The following is a 14,602-nucleotide window of genomic DNA, read 5'->3' as shown; positions in this document are numbered from 1 at the left end:
CTCGTCTCTTTAGACCGTGCCGTGCAGCGAAGCCACTCGTGAGGCCTCGGCGCGAAGGGCGTCGACGACGCGGCGAACCGACGGCCGTTCGGCGCGATCGGGACGGAGCAGGACCGACACGTAGCGCACTGCGCGCATCCCCTCGAGCGGCAGCAGCACCATGTCGTCGCGGACGCCGCTCGACGTGAAGCGGGGGAGCACGGCGATGCCGAGGCCGGCGCCGACCAGCGACTCGGTGATGCGGGTGTCGCTGAAGCGCTGCGAGATGCGCGGTGCCGTGCCGGTGATGCGCTCGATCTCGCGGTACACCCAGTCGTACGGGTAGCCCTTCGGCACGCCGATCCAGCTCTCGCCGACGAGGTCTTCGAGGGCCAGCGAGGCGCGGCCGGCGAGTCGGTGGTCGGCGGGGAGCGCGATGTCGAGCGGTTCGCGGAGCAGGGGCACGATCGTAAGCCCTCGACCGCGCCAGCTTCGCTCACCGTCGGGGGAGTGCGCGATGACCACGTCGAAGTCGCCCGTGAGGTCGGGGAACGCGAGGGTGGCCGGATCGTGGTCGGATGCGCGCACGGCCAGGCCCGGCGTCTCGGCCACGGTCCTGAGCAGCCCGGGAAGCAGCATCTGTCCGGCCGTCGGGAACGTCGCCAAAGTGACCTCCCCCTGGGGTGCCACGAGGAAGTCGTCCCAGGTGGCCTGCGCGCGCTCGAGGGCGACTGCGACATCGGCCGCCGTCTGGGCCAGCACGCGCCCCGACCCGGTCAGCACGAGACCCCGCCCCTGCCGCTCGGTGAGGGGTGTGCCGGCCTCGCGTTCGAGCACCTTCAGCTGCTGTGACACGGCCGACGGGGTGCGGTGCGTGGCTTTGGCGACCGCGGCGATGCTGCCCCGCTCGGCGAGTTCGCGGAGGAGCTCGAGACGCTTGACATCCATGAAGCAAATCTACATTGTCACCCTAGAAAAGGTCGATTGTCCTTTGCAATGTGCCTCTTCATACTGGTATTACACACAACAACCACATCGCCATGGAGGGCATCATGTTCATCGGAATCACCGTTCTCGCAGTCGCCGCATTCGCCGGTATCGTCGGCACCGTCGTCAGCACCAGCACCGACGGCTACCGTCGTCAGCCCACGCGCTCCTTCGACTGAGCCCACGCGCTCGCGCGACCAGCAGCAGCCCACGGCGACCCCCGCAGTAGCGGGAGGTCGCCTTTGCTGTTAACGATGCAGCCTGTCGGGTGCAGTCCTTTTCGTGGCTCAGGATCCGACGGGTCGCCCGAACCTTTAGCCTCCGGTTTTGCGCGTCTCGGCCCCAAATCGGCCGGATCAGGCCGAATTCGCAGGACGACGGCCCGGCCGGGGTAGGCGCGCGTTCAGAACTCTGGCAAAACCGGCTGTTTTGCCTGCGGCAGGGGCCTTTCGGCTCGCTTTTGCCAGACTTCTGAACGCGTCAGAAGACCGTGACCCCGAGTCGGCGGCCCGCCAGGCCGCGCCCCTGGCTCGCCAGCCTCGCGGCCAAGGTCTCGATCGCCTGTGCCGCCGGGTCACCCGGTAGGCCGACGACGACCGGCTCGCCCGCGTCGCCGCCTTTGCGCAGCGCCAGGCTCAACGGCACACTGGCCAGGAGCTCGACGGGAGACTCCTGCCCCTTCGAGAGCCGCCGGGCGGTCTCCGCGCCGCCGCCCGAGCCGAACAGCTCGAGCACTGAGCCGTCGGGCTGGGGCATCCCCGACATGGTCTCGACCACGCCGAGTAGCTTCTGCCCGGTCTGCCGGGCGACGAGCCCGGAGCGCTCGGCGACGTCGGCCGCCGCCGGCTGGGGCGTCGTGACGACGATGACCTCGGCATTCGGCAGCAGCTGCCCGACCGAAATCGCCACGTCGCCCGTGCCGGGTGGCAGGTCGAGCAGGAGCACGTCGAGGTCGCCGAAATAGACGTCGGTCAAGAACTGCTGAATCGTGCGGTGCAGCATGGGGCCACGCCAGGCCACTGCGGTTGAGGTGTCGTCGACGAACATGCCGATCGAGATCACCTTCACCCCGTAGGCGACGGGCGGCAGGATCATGTCGTCGACCTGCGTCGGCTTCACACTCGCACCCGCGTCGTCGACCAAGCCGAGAAGGCCGGGGATCGAGAAGCCGTAGACGTCGGCGTCGACGATGCCGACCGCGAGCCCGCGGGCGGCCAGAGCGACTGCGAGGTTGGCAGTGACCGTCGACTTGCCGACGCCGCCCTTGCCACTCGTCACGGCGTAGACCCGCGTCAGCGAGCCGGGACCGAAGGGCATCACGCGGGCAGCGCGGCCGCCGCGCAGCTTCTCGGTGAGCGCAGCTCGCTCCTCGCGGGTCATGACAGTGATGTCGACGTCGACCGCGGTGACCCCCGCGACGCGAGAGGTCGCAGCGCGAACGTCGCGTTCGATGGTGTCGGCCGCCGGGCAACCGACGATCGTGAGCTTGACGCCGACGGTCGCCGCGCCGCTGTCGTCGACCGCGATGTCGCCGACCATGTCGAGGTCGGTGATGGGTTTGCGGATCTCGGGGTCGAGCACGCCGGCGAGGGCGGTGCGGATGCGCGCTGACACGCCCTCGGGGGCGGGCAGCGGGTCAGTCACGCGCGGATCCTGGGGTCTCTGGCGATGCCTCCGGTTCGTCTCGACGGTCGAGTTCTTCGAGCAGCGACCGGAGTTCGTCGCGGATGAAGTCTTTCGACGCCATGTCTTTCATCGCGAGGCGCAGTGCCACGACCTCGCGGGCCAGGTACTCGGTGTCGGCGAGATTGCGCTCGGCACGTTGGCGATCCTGCTCGACCTGCACTCGATCGCGATCGTCTTGACGGTTCTGTGCGAGGAGGATCAGCGGCGCGGCGTAGGAGGCCTGGAGCGACAGGATGAGGGTCAGGGCCGTGAACCCGATCGCGGCCGAGTCGAAGCGGAGATTGAGCGGAGCGAGCGTGTTGTAGCCCATCCAGGCGACACAGAAGAGCGTCAGGGCGATGAGGAAGTAGGGCGTGCCCATGTTGCGGGCGATCGACTCGGTCGCTCGTCCGAAGCGATCACGGCTCGGCCCTTTGCGGCCGGAGAGGACGCGGGTGCGGAGGCCCTTGGGCGAGTCGAGACGGACGTCGCTACGGCTGTCGCGTGCCATTGGTCGTCCTCCTTCCGGTTACGGTCGCGGTTGCTCTTCTGAGGCGGGGCCGGGTGTGGCCCAAGGGTTGCTCGGGATCCTGGCTTCGCCAGTCGTCGGGCAGTACGTGGTCGAGGACGTCGTCGATAGTCACCACCCCGACAAGTCGGTGGTTGTCGTCGACGACCGGGACGCTGACGAGGTTGTAGCGCGCCATGACGCGCGTCACCTCGAGAGCGGACGCGCCGACGTTGACCGGCTCGGTCTGAGCGTCGAGAAGCGTGCCCAGACGCTCGTTGGGCGGATACCGGAGCATCCGCTGGAAGTGCACCATGCCGAGGAAGCGGCCGGTCGGAGGCTCGTAGGGCGGCAGCACGACGCAGACGGCTGCGCCGAGCGCCGGAGCGATCTCGTGGCGTCGGATCAGCGCGAGGCCTTCGGCGACGGTGGCATCACCCGACACGATGACTGGGTCGGTCGTCATCAGACCGCCCGCCGTGTCGGAGTCGTAGCTGAGGAGCATGCGGACGTCGTCGGCCTCGTCGGGCTGCATCAGAGCCAGCAGCGCTTCACCCCGCTCATCGGTGAGCTGGGCGATGAGGTCGGCCGCGTCGTCGGGCTGCATCTGGTCGAGCACATCGGCCGCGCGATTGTCGTCGAGGCGGTTGAGGATCGACACCTGCTCGTCTTCGGGCATCTCTTCGAGGACGTCGGCCAGACGGTCGTCAGAGAGCTCTTCGGCGACTTCGTAGCGACGCTCTTCGCCCAGATCGAGCAGGGTGTTCGCCAGGTCGGCGGGAAGCAGGTCGGCGTAGGCGGCGATGACGTGCTCGGCGCTCTGGGCCTCGCCGGGGGCGCTCTCTTCGCGGACGTCCGTCCACAGGGCGAAGACTGTCGGCCCCTTGCCGAACGGGGAGGGGCTCGCCTTCGGCTTGCGCAGGAAGACCTGCCCGACCTCCCAGCCGCCCTCGTCGGTCTCGTCGATCGCGACGTCTTCGATGGTGGCGAGCGAGTCGTCGTGGCGGAGTCGAACCTTGCGGCCGAGGATCTCGGCAATCACCCGCACCTCGCCGCCCCGCTGCTCGAACCGACGGAGCGCGATGGTGCCGGTGGTGATGATCTGACCGGAGCCGATGCTGGTGACCCGGCCGATCGACACGAACACGCGTCGCTTTCCGGGGACCTCGACGACGAGACCGACGACCCGCGGAGCTTCGTCGTTGCGGTAGACGACGAGGACGTCGCGGACCTTGCCGACGCGATCGCCCGCGGGGTCGAAAACGAGGCACCCGGCGAGCCGGGCGACGAAAACTCTCGTGGCGCTCACCCGACCAATTTAGCCTGTGCCGGTGACCGTCGGGGACCGGCGCGGGGATGGGCTACCGACTGACGCCAAATGCTGGACCGAGCACGCCCGGTGCGACATTTGGCGGCACTCGCTCCCCAGCGCGGCGGAGTCAGCACGGGCAGGAGTCACCGAGTGCCGCCGCTTGCCGGACTTGGCGCGCCCGGAGCGACATTCAGCGGCACTCGCGGCGACGAGGCGCGGTCCCGCAGCGGCTACGGACGCGGGAGCAGAAGTAGCGGCCCCTGGGTGCAGGGACTCAGGCCCGGGCGATCCAGGCCTCGACGTCGGACGCGGTCCGGGGAATGCCGACCGAGAGGTTCTCAGCGCCGTCGGCCGTGACGAGGATGTCGTCTTCGATGCGCACGCCGATGCCCCGGAACGCCTCGGGCACCGTGAGGTCGTCGGGCTGGAAGTAGAGGCCGGGCTCGATGGTGAAGACCATGCCGGCCTCGATCACACCGTCGAGGTAGAGGTCGCGTCGGGCAGCGGCACAATCGTGCACGTCGATGCCGAGGTGGTGGCTCGTGCCGTGCACCATGTAGCGACGGTGGTACTGCGCATCGGGCTTGATCGACTCGGCGGCCGAGACGGGCAGGAACCCCCACTCGGCGGTCTTCTCGGCGATGACGGCCATAGCCGTGGCGTGGATCTCGCGGAACCGAATGCCGGGCTTCACGATCGCGAAGGCGGCATCGGCCGCCTCCAACACGGCCTCGTACACCAGGCGCTGAACGTCGGTGAACCGACCGGAGACCGGCAGGGTGCGGGTGATGTCGGCGGTGTACAGGCTGTCGAGCTCGACCCCCGCGTCGATCAGGATGAGGTCGCCGGGGGAGACGCGGCCGTCGTTGGTGGTCCAGTGCAGAACACAGGCGTGCTCGCCGGACGCGGCAATCGTGTCGTAGCCGACGGTGTTGCCATCGGCGCGGGCGCGGCGGTTGAATGTGCCCTCGACGATGCGCTCGCCCCGAGGGTGTGCCAAGACCTCGTCGAAGTCGGCGATGACGTCGTCGAAACCCTTCTTGGTGACGGCGACCGCCTGCCGCATCTGGGCGATCTCGTAGCTGTCTTTGACGAGACGGAGCTCGCTGAGGTCGCGGGCGAGAACGTCGGTGGTCGCCGACCGATCGGCCACAGTGTCGACGGTCGCCTCACCGGCCGGCACGGGAAGCAGGGCATCGACGCGGCGCGTCAGATCGCCGTCGGCCTCGCGGACGAGGAGCGTGTCGGCATCGACGGAGCCGACGACCGACTCGAAGTCAGAGAGATCGCGCGTGGCCAGACCGAGGTCGACGCTTACGTCGGCGAGCGACGGCCGAGGCCCGATCCAGAACTCGCCGATGTCGGAGTTGGCGTAGAACTCGTCGGAGTCGCGGCCCGCGCTCGCCCGGAAGTAGAGCGTCGCCTCGTGGCCGTCGGCGGTGGGCTCGAGCACCAGGACGGAGCCGGGGACGCTGTCGGAGGCCCAGCCCGTCAGGTGCGCGAAGGCGGAGTGAGGGCGGTAGGGGTAGTCGGTGTCGTTCGACCGCACCTTGGCCTGCCCGGCCGGCACGATCAGCCGCTTGCCCGGGTGGAGAGCCGATAGGCGCGCACGTCGATCGGCCGTGAAAGCCGTCTGCTCGCGGGGCGTCGAGACCGAGTCGGCACGATCGGCCCACTGCGACGAGATGTACTCCTTGAACGTATCGGAGCCCGGGGTCGTCGAACGATTGGAGGTGGCGCGAGGTGCCTTCTGATCAGCCATGCCCACCATTATGGTCGCCGCCGCCCGAGAGCGGATTGCGTTCTCCACAGGGTCGCGTCGTGCCCGTGGCTGCGCTCTAGTCGGTCGACGCCGGGGTGAGCTGCGCGAGCACCGGTCGGTGGTCGCTGCCCGAGCCGTCCTGCGTCGTGATCACGCGGAAGCCCGAGACGCTCCAGTCGGAGGTCGCCATCACGTGGTCGATCGGTGCAGCGAGCAGGGCGGGAACCGTGGTCGGCCAGGTGCCGACTGCCCCGTTGGCTGACGCCTTCGCCGCATCACGACAGCTGCCGAGGGTGGTGCTCGGCTTCGAACCGAGGCCGGACTGGTGGTCGAGCGTCGAGTTGAAATCGCCGGCCATGATCATGCTCTCGCCCGAGCAGAGCTTCGCGAGGTACCGCAGCCCGGCACGCCAGTCGGTCATGAGCGCCTTGACGGGCGCCGCTGGATGGGCCGCCACGATGACCGGGCCGGAGCCATCGGCCGGGCGTGCCACGACCGTCGGGAGCACGGGCGTGGTGCCGCCCTCATCGTCGGCGACGACCCGGTAGGTGCCGAGCTTGGTCGAGATGAGCAGGGCCGTCGACTTGGCGCTGTCGGTCTTGTCGTACGCGAGCACGAGCACGCTGACGGGGCGCTTGGCTGCCTTCATCTTTGCGGCGACGGCGTTGGCGGTCTTGCGGGTCGTCTCGGGCAGGCTCACGATGTCGGCCTTCGAGTTGACGGCGAGCTTCGCGATGGTCGATGCGCCCGGAGCCCCGCCGAGGGTGTTCCACGCGAGCACACGAACGTCTCCGGCGGCCTTCGCATCGAACTTCGTCGACCCGGTGCCGCGCTCGACGAGCACCCCGCCGGTAATCGCCGCGAAGACCAGCAGCAGCACGGCCGCGGCAGCGAGCAGACTCCGTACGGCGCGGAGGGCGAGGCCCGCGAAAAGGAACACGACCGCCACGACGACGGCGACGACCACGAGGATCCCGCGGAACGCGATCACCTGCGCGACGTAATAGCGCTGTTCCAGCCCGAGGACCTGGGGGAACGCCACGACGAACAGCGCCGCGGCCAGGGCCAGCAGCAGGACGAAGGAGACGAGTCGACGGATCACGGTGGAACGAGCCTAGGGGACACCGCCGACTTCGACCTCTCCCGCACCGCCTACGATGGAGTCCATGATCACCGGGCCGATCGACCTGCATACCCACAGCAGCGTCTCCGACGGCACAGAGGCTCCCGCCGACCTGATCGCCAGCGCGGTGACGGCCGGCCTCGCGGCCGTGGCTCTCACCGACCACGACTCGACGAGCGGCTGGGACGAGGCGCGAGCGGCGATCGTGGGCACCGGCCTGACCCTCATCCCCGGCATGGAGCTCTCCACCCGGGTCGGCTACAACAGCGTGCACATGCTGGGGTATCTCTTCGACCCGGCTTCGCCCGAACTCGTGGAGGAGACCACCCGTCTCCGCAACGACCGGCTGCACCGCGCGGAGCGGATGGTCACGCGTATCGGCGCCGATTACGACATCGACTGGGGCGACGTGCTCGCCCAGGCCTCCGAGGGGGCGACTCTCGGTCGACCCCACATCGCCGATGCCCTCGTGGCGAAAGGCTACGCCCGGGATCGCAGTGCGGCGTTTGCCGGGATCCTGCACTGGCGCAGTGGCTACTACGAACCTCACGAGGCACCCTCGCCTCTGCTCGGCATCCGCATCATCCGCGCGGCAGGTGGCGTGCCGGTGCTCGCGCACCCGGCCACCCGCGGGCGTGAGGCGAACCTGCCGCAGTCCCACTTGCTCGAGCTCGTCGAAGCCGGGCTCGGCGGCGTCGAGATCAGCCACCGCGACAACACCGAGGGCGGCAAGCAGACGCTACGCGCGCTCGCCGACGAGTACGACCTCATCGTGACAGGCTCGAGCGACTACCACGGCGAGGGCAAGCCCAACCGGCTCGGCGAGAACACGACCGAGCCCGAGCAACTGAAGCGCATTATCGACCGAGCCACCGGGTCGGCGCCGTTCGTCGGCTGATTCGCCAGACGAGTCTCGGCGTTGGGGCCCGCGCCCTGTGCCCCTGCCGAATTCGAAGGAGATCCTGGCGACACGCCGCGCCGATCCGCCTCACTTTCGCGAAACGGCGTGGATCTCCTTCAAATTCGGAACAGGGCTAGGGACAGAGCCCGGTCGAGCTGGGCCCCTCGCTACTCCTGAGGAGCCTGCGAGGTCGACGACTGCTCGCCGGCCGGGCGACGTCGGCGGTTGCGGCTGCGTGAGCGTGCGGGGCGAGCCTCGCCCTCGGTCGACTCGGCGGGCGCGCTGGTCTCGGTGGCGGGGGAGGAGGATCCTGCACTGTCGCCGCCCCGGGTGCGCGAGCGACCCGAGCGACCGTCGGAGGAGCGGCCCTCAGACGAGCGCCCCTCGGAGCGCCCACCCGACGAACGGCCGCCGGTCGACGGTGCGGTGCGGGGCGGAACCTCGCGCGACGTCGGCTTGAGCCGGCCGCGGGTGCCCTCGGCGATGTCGAGGTCGGTGAAGAGGTGCGGGCTCGACGAGTAGGTCTCGACCGGCTCGGGCATGTTCATCTCGAGCGCGCGGTTGATGAGGGCCCACTTGTGCAGGTCGTCCCAGTCGACGAAGGTGACGGCGATTCCGGTCTTGCCGGCGCGGCCGGTACGGCCGGCACGGTGCAGGTAGGTGTCGTGGTCGTCGGGCACCGTGTGGTTGATCACGTGCGTGACGTCGTTGACGTCGATGCCTCGGGCCGCGACGTCGGTCGCGATCAGGATGTCTTTCTTGCCGGCCTTGAAGGCGGCCATGGCCCGCTCGCGCTGCTCCTGGTTGAGGTCGCCGTGGACCGCCGCAGCGCTGAACCCGCGGTCGTTCAGCTCTTCGACGAGCTTGGCAGCCGCGCGCTTGGTGCGGGTGAAGATGACGGTCTTGCCGCGACCCTCGGCCTGGAGGATGCGCGCGATGACCTCGTCTTTGTCGAGCGAGTGCGCGCGATAGACGACGTGCTTGATGTTCGCCTGCGTGAGGCCCTCGTCGGGGTCGGTGGCGCGGATGTGGATCGGCTTCGTCATGAAGCGGCGCGCGAGGGCGACGATCGGCCCGGGCATGGTGGCCGAGAAGAGCATGGTGTGGCGGGTCGGCGGAATCTGGGCGAAGATCTTCTCGATATCGGAGAGGAACCCGAGATCGAGCATCTTGTCGGCCTCGTCGAGCACGACCTCGGTGACGTCTTTGAGGTTGAGCAGACGCTGCCCCGCGAGGTCGAGGAGCCGACCCGGGGTGCCGACGACGATCTGCGCGCCGTCTTTGATCTGCTCGACCTGGCCCTCGTACGCCTTGCCGCCGTAGATCGAGACGATCTTCGTGTCGGGGCGGTTCGCCGTGGCGATCTCGAGGTCTTGGGTCACCTGCACGCACAGCTCGCGCGTCGGCACGACGACGAGCACCTTGACGCCGGGCGCCGGGTGGTGGCCGATGCGCTGGATGATCGGGAGGCCGAAACCAAAGGTCTTGCCGGTGCCGGTCTTCGCCTGGCCGATGATGTCTTGGCCGGAGAGAGCGAGCGGAATGGTCTGGGTCTGGATCGGGAAGGGCTCGACGATGCCCTTTGCCGCCAGTGCATCGACCATGTCCTGGTCGATGGAGAGGTCGCTGAATGTCAAGTGTGGCCCTGTTTCATATAGAGGGGTAAGCCCACAGTTTAGCCGGTCGCATGCAAGCCCTCACCGGACGCCGGGCCGCAACCCTCTAAGGTGGTGCCGTGGTGTCGTGGAAGGGGTTCCGGTTCGGTCGGTCGTCGACCGCCGGTCAGCGTCCCCGACCTGCCCCGAGGCCCATCCCGGTGAGCCGCGTCGAGCTGGGCGATTTCACTCCCGATCTCGACGTCTACCTCGGCCTTGTCGCCTACTTCCAGCTCGCTCTGTTCGAGTCGCTCGGCCACGCGTCGAGCCTGGCTCCGTCTACCCGCACGAAGGCGCTGACCGGCGTGATCGCGGCGTCGACCCTTGAGCGACACAAGGCTATGCTCGCCCTAATCGAGCGCGCCGACAAAGACGCGTCCGACGTGATGCAGCCGCACGCCGAGCTGATCGACGACTTCCAGCGCCGCACTGCCGGCCGCGACTGGCACGAGGCCATGCTGGCGACCTACGTGGCAGCCGGTCTGCTCGACGACGTGTTCGTCCGCCTCGCCGATGGTCTGCCGGGCGACTACCGCGATCGCGTGGTCGCCGGTCTCGAAGTCGATGCCGAAAGCGATGAGACCGCGATCGTCGCCGAACTGTCGCTCGGGATCGGAGCCGATCCTCGCCTGGCCTCGCGGCTGGCCCTCTGGGGGCGCCGTCTCGTCGGCGACACTCTTCTGGTGGCCCGCGCGGCGATCGCGGCGTCGCACCAGTCGGCCGACGACGAGCGGCTCGAACCGGTCTTCACCGAGTTGATCGCCGCTCACACTCGGCGGATGGACGCCCTCGGCCTGACGGCCTAGTCGTCAGCGAGACTGGCGCGCCGGCAACACGGCAGGATCCGGCACACCGCCGCACCCGCTCAGCGCGCTTCAGGCGGTCTTGCGACCCTGGAACAGCTCTTCGAGCAACTCGCGATCGGCGGCCTCGCGGCGCCGGGCGAAGACGCGCGCGACGCCGACGGCGGTCAACGCGGCGACGAGGAGCGTCACGATCCAGATCCAGCCGGCGTCCGACTTCCACTCGAGCCAGGTCAGGACTTCCCAGACCACGATGGCGGCCGAGGTCGACCAGCCGGCGACCCAGAACAACCCGCGCGTCGCCTGCCCGGGGAGGGCGAAGTGCACGATGAGGCCGATCAGGGCACCGCCGAGAGCGGCGAAGAGGAGTTCCACGGTTAGCTGACGAAGCCGACGCGGCCGCGCTCGACGCTGCCGACCTCGACGTAGGCGAGACCCGACGTGGGCACGATGTAGACCTTGCCCTTGCTGTCTTTCAGGGTGAAGTACGTCTTGCTTCCGTCGAGGGCCTCGGCGACGACCTTCTCGACGTCGGCCGGGGAGTCGTTCGACTCGAGGGTGATCTCACGGGGGCTGTTGGCGATACCGATGCGAATGTCCACGAGCACGACGATATCCGACTTCGTCGAAGCCCGCGGGCGGCGTTCACTCTGGGCAGAAGAGCCGAGGATCCCCGTGGTCGCCAGCCGTCGGATCCTGCGCTTCAATGTCGGCGGCAGCCGCTAGCGTCGACAGCGTGATCGCACCCCTCGATGCTTCCCAGCGCCTCGTCCTCGAGCTTGCCGACGGCGAGAGTGCCGCCGTGATCGGCGCCCCCGGGTCGGGCAAGACGACGGCGCTGATCGAGTTCGTGCTCGATCGGGTGCATCGCGACGGGTGGGGCCCGGCAGCCGTGCTGGCTCTGTCGCCGACGCGAGGGTCGGCCACCGCACTCCGAGACACCCTCGCGGGGCGCCTTGACATCCCGTCGCCCGGCCCTCTTGCGCGAACGATCTCGTCACTCGCCTTCGACATCGTCGGGCACGCGGCGCGGTTGGCGTCGAGCCCCGCGCCCACGCTGCTCACGGGTGGAGAGCAAGACGCCATCATCCGCGACCTTCTCGATGGGCATCTCGACGAGGGCACCGGTCCTGCCTGGCCCGACGAGCTCGGCCCGGTCGTCCGAGGTCTGCGGGGGTTCCGCACCGAGCTCAGAGAGGTGCTGATGCGCGCGACCGAGCACGGCATCGTCGCGAACCGGCTTCGCGAGTTGGGTGCAACGAACGGTCGTCCCGAATGGAGCGCCGTCGCCGACTTCGCCGACGAATACCACGCCGTTGTCGACGGCCTCCAGGTGTCGGCCCTCGACGCCGCCGAACTCGTCGACTACGCGGTCGCAGCGCTCGACCGGGGCGAGTCGTCGCCTCTCGTGGCCGACTTGAAGGTGATCGTCGTCGACGACGCCCAGGAGGCGACCGAGTCGACCCTCGCGCTGCTGCGAGCATTCGCCCGACGGGGAGTGGCGATCGTCGCGTTCGGCGACCCCGATCTCGCCACCAACGCCTTTCGTGGCGGCTCGCCCGACGTTCTCGGCCGCCTTGCCACCCGGCTGGGCCTCTCCCGGGTCACGACTATCACGCTCGAATCGGTGCACCGGCACGAGCCCTCGCTGCGCGGGTTCGTCTCGTCGATCACCGAGCGAATCGGCACGGCGGGTGCCGGGCGGCAGCACGCGGCACTCTCGGCGGCGCCCGAGTCGTTGGGCCCTGCTGCGCTGCAGCGCATCGAGTCGGACAGCCCGGCGCACGAGATCGCGTCGGTGGCCCGGGCGCTCCGCGAACACCATCTGTTCGGCGGGGTTCCGTGGTCGAAGATGATGGTCGTCGTCCGCAGCGGTGCTCTGGTGCCCGCGGTGGCGAGATCACTGCACTTAGCCGAGGTGCCCACCCGCACGCCGATCGCCGGTCGAGCGGTGCGCGACGAATTCGGTGCCCGGCACCTCCTTCTCGCCGCCTCGGTCGCCACGGGACGCGACGCCCTCACGCCGCTCGTCGCGGGCGAACTGCTCGCCGGGCCGCTCGCCGGCTTCGACTCCCTCAGCCTTCGTCGCCTTCGCCTCGCTCTCCGGGCGGAGGAGCTCGCGGGCGGCGGCACCCGATCCGCCGACGAACTGCTGGTCGAGGCGCTCTCCGGCCCGGGCCGCTTCGCCACGATCGATTCCCGCTTCGCCGCGCGCGCCGGGCGTTTCGCGACGAGCCTCGACCGCGCTCGCGCCGACGCGTCGAAAGGCCTCAGCATCGAAGAGATCCTCTGGGGGCTCTGGGAGCGAAGCGGCCTCGCCGACGAGTGGAGCGCGCAGTCGCGGGGGCACGGCATCGTCGCCTCCGAGTCAGACCGACAGCTCGACGGGGTCGTGGCGCTCTTCACCTCGGCCAAGCGATTCGTCGAGCGGTCGCCCGAGGCCTCGGCGCTGGCCTTTCTCGACGCGATGATCGACGCGGATGTGCCCGAAGACACGCTGTCGCCGCAGGCGCTCGCCGAGACCGTGCTCGTGACGACCCCGTCCGGGGCCATCGCGGCCGAGGTCGACGTCGTGGTCGTGGCCCGACTGCAAGACGGGGTGTGGCCGAACCTGCGGGTGCGGGGCGGGCTGCTCTCTCCCGACGCTCTGGTCGAAGCGGCGGAGGGGGATCCTTCGGTGCCGTCCGTCGGTGAAGCGCCTCCCGCCGGAGCTCCTGCCGGGTCGTCTGCCGCCGGGTCCTCCGCCGGGGCTTCCACTGGGGCGTCCGTCGTCGATCGCCGGGCCGGTGTGCTCTCCGACGAGCTCCGGATGTTCGCGCTCGCCGTCTCGCGGGCCCGTCAGCAGGTCATCCTGTCGTGCACGGCCAACGATGACGAGTCGCCGTCGATGTTCCTCCGCCTGCTGCCGCCCACCACCCCGCTCGTCGACGTGCGACCGCCGCTGTCGCTGCGGGGCCTCGTGGGCCACCTCCGACACGCGCAGCTCGCCTCCCGCAGCGCCGTCGACTCGGCCGATGCCGCGATCGGCCTGGCGCGCCTCGCAGCGGCCGACGTCGCGGGCGCCGCCCCCGACGAGTGGTACGGCCTCCACGAGCCCTCCACCCTCGACGAGCTGGTCGACCTCGACGATCCCGAGGCCCGCGTGCGAGTCTCGCCGTCGGCCATGGGCAGTTTCGAGGAGTGCCCGCTGCACTGGTTCGTCGACCGCTTCGGCGGCTCGTCGTCGAGCACGGCCATGGGGCTCGGCACGGTGATCCACGACGTGATGGAGAACGCCGTCGAGATCGACGCCGACTCGCTCTGGAGGAGCGTCGAGGCGCGCTGGGGCGAGCTCGAATTCGAGTCGGAGTGGATCGGAGCCGCCGAGAAGAAACGCGCCCGCGCCATGACCGAGAGCCTCTCGGCCTACCTGACCGACTTCGTCGCGAGCAACTCCACGCTGCTCGGCGCCGAGTCGGCTTTCGAGCTCGACGCGGCGCCCGCCCTGCTCCGCGGGATGATCGACCGGGTCGAGCAGCAGGCCGACGGCAGCGTCGTCATCGTCGACCTCAAGACCGGCAAGTACGCCCCCTCGGCGCCCGAGGCGGAGAAGAACCCGCAGCTCGGCAGCTACCAGCTGGCGCTCGCCGAGGGCGCGCTCGAGGCAGCGTCGGCCGATTCGCCCCGGGGCGGTGCGAAACTCCTGTTCGTCGCGGTGTCGACCGCCAAGAAGCCCTACGTCGAGCGATCGCAGACGCCATTCGACGGGGAGGCCCTTGCGGCTTTCCGAGAGCGCGTGCAAGACGACGCCCGCGGCATGGCGAAGCGGGTGTTCGAGGCGCGGATCGACGAGCACTGCCTCCAACGACACGGTGGCTCGTGCCGAATCCACGTGGTCGGAGAGGTCACCCAGTGAGCGATTCTTTTG

Annotated in this window: 13 protein-coding genes; 4 read left to right on the top strand and 9 right to left on the bottom strand. The window is 69.4% G+C overall.

The features are described 5' to 3' along the window. Positions 1 to 9: 9 nt before the first annotated feature. The 6 genes from ASF54_RS11690 to ASF54_RS11665 all read right to left on the bottom strand — a co-directional run bounded on the left by ASF54_RS11690 (position 10) and on the right by ASF54_RS11665 (position 7,315). On the bottom strand, positions 10 to 927 hold the full coding sequence (locus ASF54_RS11690) for a LysR family transcriptional regulator (RefSeq protein ID WP_055963028.1): 918 nt from the start codon (positions 925 to 927) through the stop codon (positions 10 to 12). Positions 928 to 1,446: 519 nt separating this feature from the next. Next, positions 1,447 to 2,610 (bottom strand): Mrp/NBP35 family ATP-binding protein, encoded by a 1,164-nt coding sequence (locus ASF54_RS11685; protein ID WP_055963025.1) that lies wholly within the window; start codon positions 2,608 to 2,610, stop codon positions 1,447 to 1,449. After that, positions 2,603 to 3,142, bottom strand: a complete 540-nt coding sequence (locus tag ASF54_RS11680; protein WP_055963021.1) for a DUF1003 domain-containing protein — start codon at positions 3,140 to 3,142, stop codon at positions 2,603 to 2,605. The genes ASF54_RS11685 and ASF54_RS11680 overlap by 8 nt, the downstream gene beginning before the upstream one ends. Then, entirely contained in the window at positions 3,123 to 4,448 is a 1,326-nt protein-coding gene (locus ASF54_RS11675; RefSeq protein ID WP_055963018.1) for a magnesium transporter MgtE N-terminal domain-containing protein, read from the bottom strand. The genes ASF54_RS11680 and ASF54_RS11675 overlap by 20 nt, the downstream gene beginning before the upstream one ends. 277 nt (positions 4,449 to 4,725) lie before the next feature. Continuing rightward, entirely contained in the window at positions 4,726 to 6,213 is a 1,488-nt protein-coding gene (locus ASF54_RS11670) for an aminopeptidase P family protein (RefSeq protein ID WP_055963996.1), read from the bottom strand. Between the two features lie 76 nt (positions 6,214 to 6,289). Further along, the gene (locus tag ASF54_RS11665) at positions 6,290 to 7,315 is read right to left on the bottom strand and encodes an endonuclease/exonuclease/phosphatase family protein (protein ID WP_235481048.1); all 1,026 of its coding nucleotides are present in this window, start codon (positions 7,313 to 7,315) and stop codon (positions 6,290 to 6,292) included. A 64-nt stretch (positions 7,316 to 7,379) separates the two neighbouring features. Between ASF54_RS11665 and ASF54_RS11660 the strand changes: the two genes are divergently transcribed. After that, positions 7,380 to 8,234, top strand: a complete 855-nt coding sequence (locus ASF54_RS11660) for a PHP domain-containing protein (protein WP_157510164.1) — start codon at positions 7,380 to 7,382, stop codon at positions 8,232 to 8,234. A 170-nt stretch (positions 8,235 to 8,404) separates the two neighbouring features. Here the strand turns inward: ASF54_RS11660 and ASF54_RS11655 are convergent, their stop codons facing one another. Next, on the bottom strand, positions 8,405 to 9,874 hold the full coding sequence (locus tag ASF54_RS11655; protein WP_055963013.1) for a DEAD/DEAH box helicase: 1,470 nt from the start codon (positions 9,872 to 9,874) through the stop codon (positions 8,405 to 8,407). Between the two features lie 98 nt (positions 9,875 to 9,972). Here ASF54_RS11655 and ASF54_RS11650 point away from each other — a divergent pair, with 98 nt between their 5' ends. Further along, on the top strand, positions 9,973 to 10,698 hold the full coding sequence (locus ASF54_RS11650) for a ferritin-like fold-containing protein (protein WP_235481047.1): 726 nt from the start codon (positions 9,973 to 9,975) through the stop codon (positions 10,696 to 10,698). Between the two features lie 69 nt (positions 10,699 to 10,767). On the opposite strand, the gene ASF54_RS11645 is transcribed toward ASF54_RS11650, so the two are convergent. Both ASF54_RS11645 and ASF54_RS11640 read right to left on the bottom strand, forming a co-directional pair. After that, a complete protein-coding gene (locus tag ASF54_RS11645; RefSeq protein WP_055963010.1) occupies positions 10,768 to 11,070 on the bottom strand; it encodes a hypothetical protein in 303 nt (100 codons plus the stop codon). A gap of 2 nt (positions 11,071 to 11,072) precedes the next feature. Beyond that, on the bottom strand, positions 11,073 to 11,297 hold the full coding sequence (locus tag ASF54_RS11640) for a DUF3107 domain-containing protein (protein ID WP_055963008.1): 225 nt from the start codon (positions 11,295 to 11,297) through the stop codon (positions 11,073 to 11,075). Between ASF54_RS11640 and ASF54_RS16970 the strand changes: the two genes are divergently transcribed. Both ASF54_RS16970 and ASF54_RS11635 read left to right on the top strand, forming a co-directional pair. After that, on the top strand, positions 11,290 to 11,421 hold the full coding sequence (locus ASF54_RS16970; protein WP_268761021.1) for a hypothetical protein: 132 nt from the start codon (positions 11,290 to 11,292) through the stop codon (positions 11,419 to 11,421). The two genes, ASF54_RS11640 and ASF54_RS16970, sit on opposite strands and share 8 nt — an antisense overlap. Before the next feature lie 10 nt (positions 11,422 to 11,431). Continuing rightward, on the top strand, positions 11,432 to 14,590 hold the full coding sequence (locus ASF54_RS11635; protein ID WP_235481046.1) for an ATP-dependent DNA helicase: 3,159 nt from the start codon (positions 11,432 to 11,434) through the stop codon (positions 14,588 to 14,590). The last annotated feature ends 12 nt before the right edge of the window (positions 14,591 to 14,602 follow it).

Origin of the sequence: Frondihabitans sp. Leaf304 (assembly GCF_001423105.1) — a bacterium.
GTDB lineage: Bacteria > Actinomycetota > Actinomycetes > Actinomycetales > Microbacteriaceae > Frondihabitans.
Note: the sequence above shows the minus strand (reverse complement) of the source record. Positions and strands in the feature narration are given on the sequence as shown.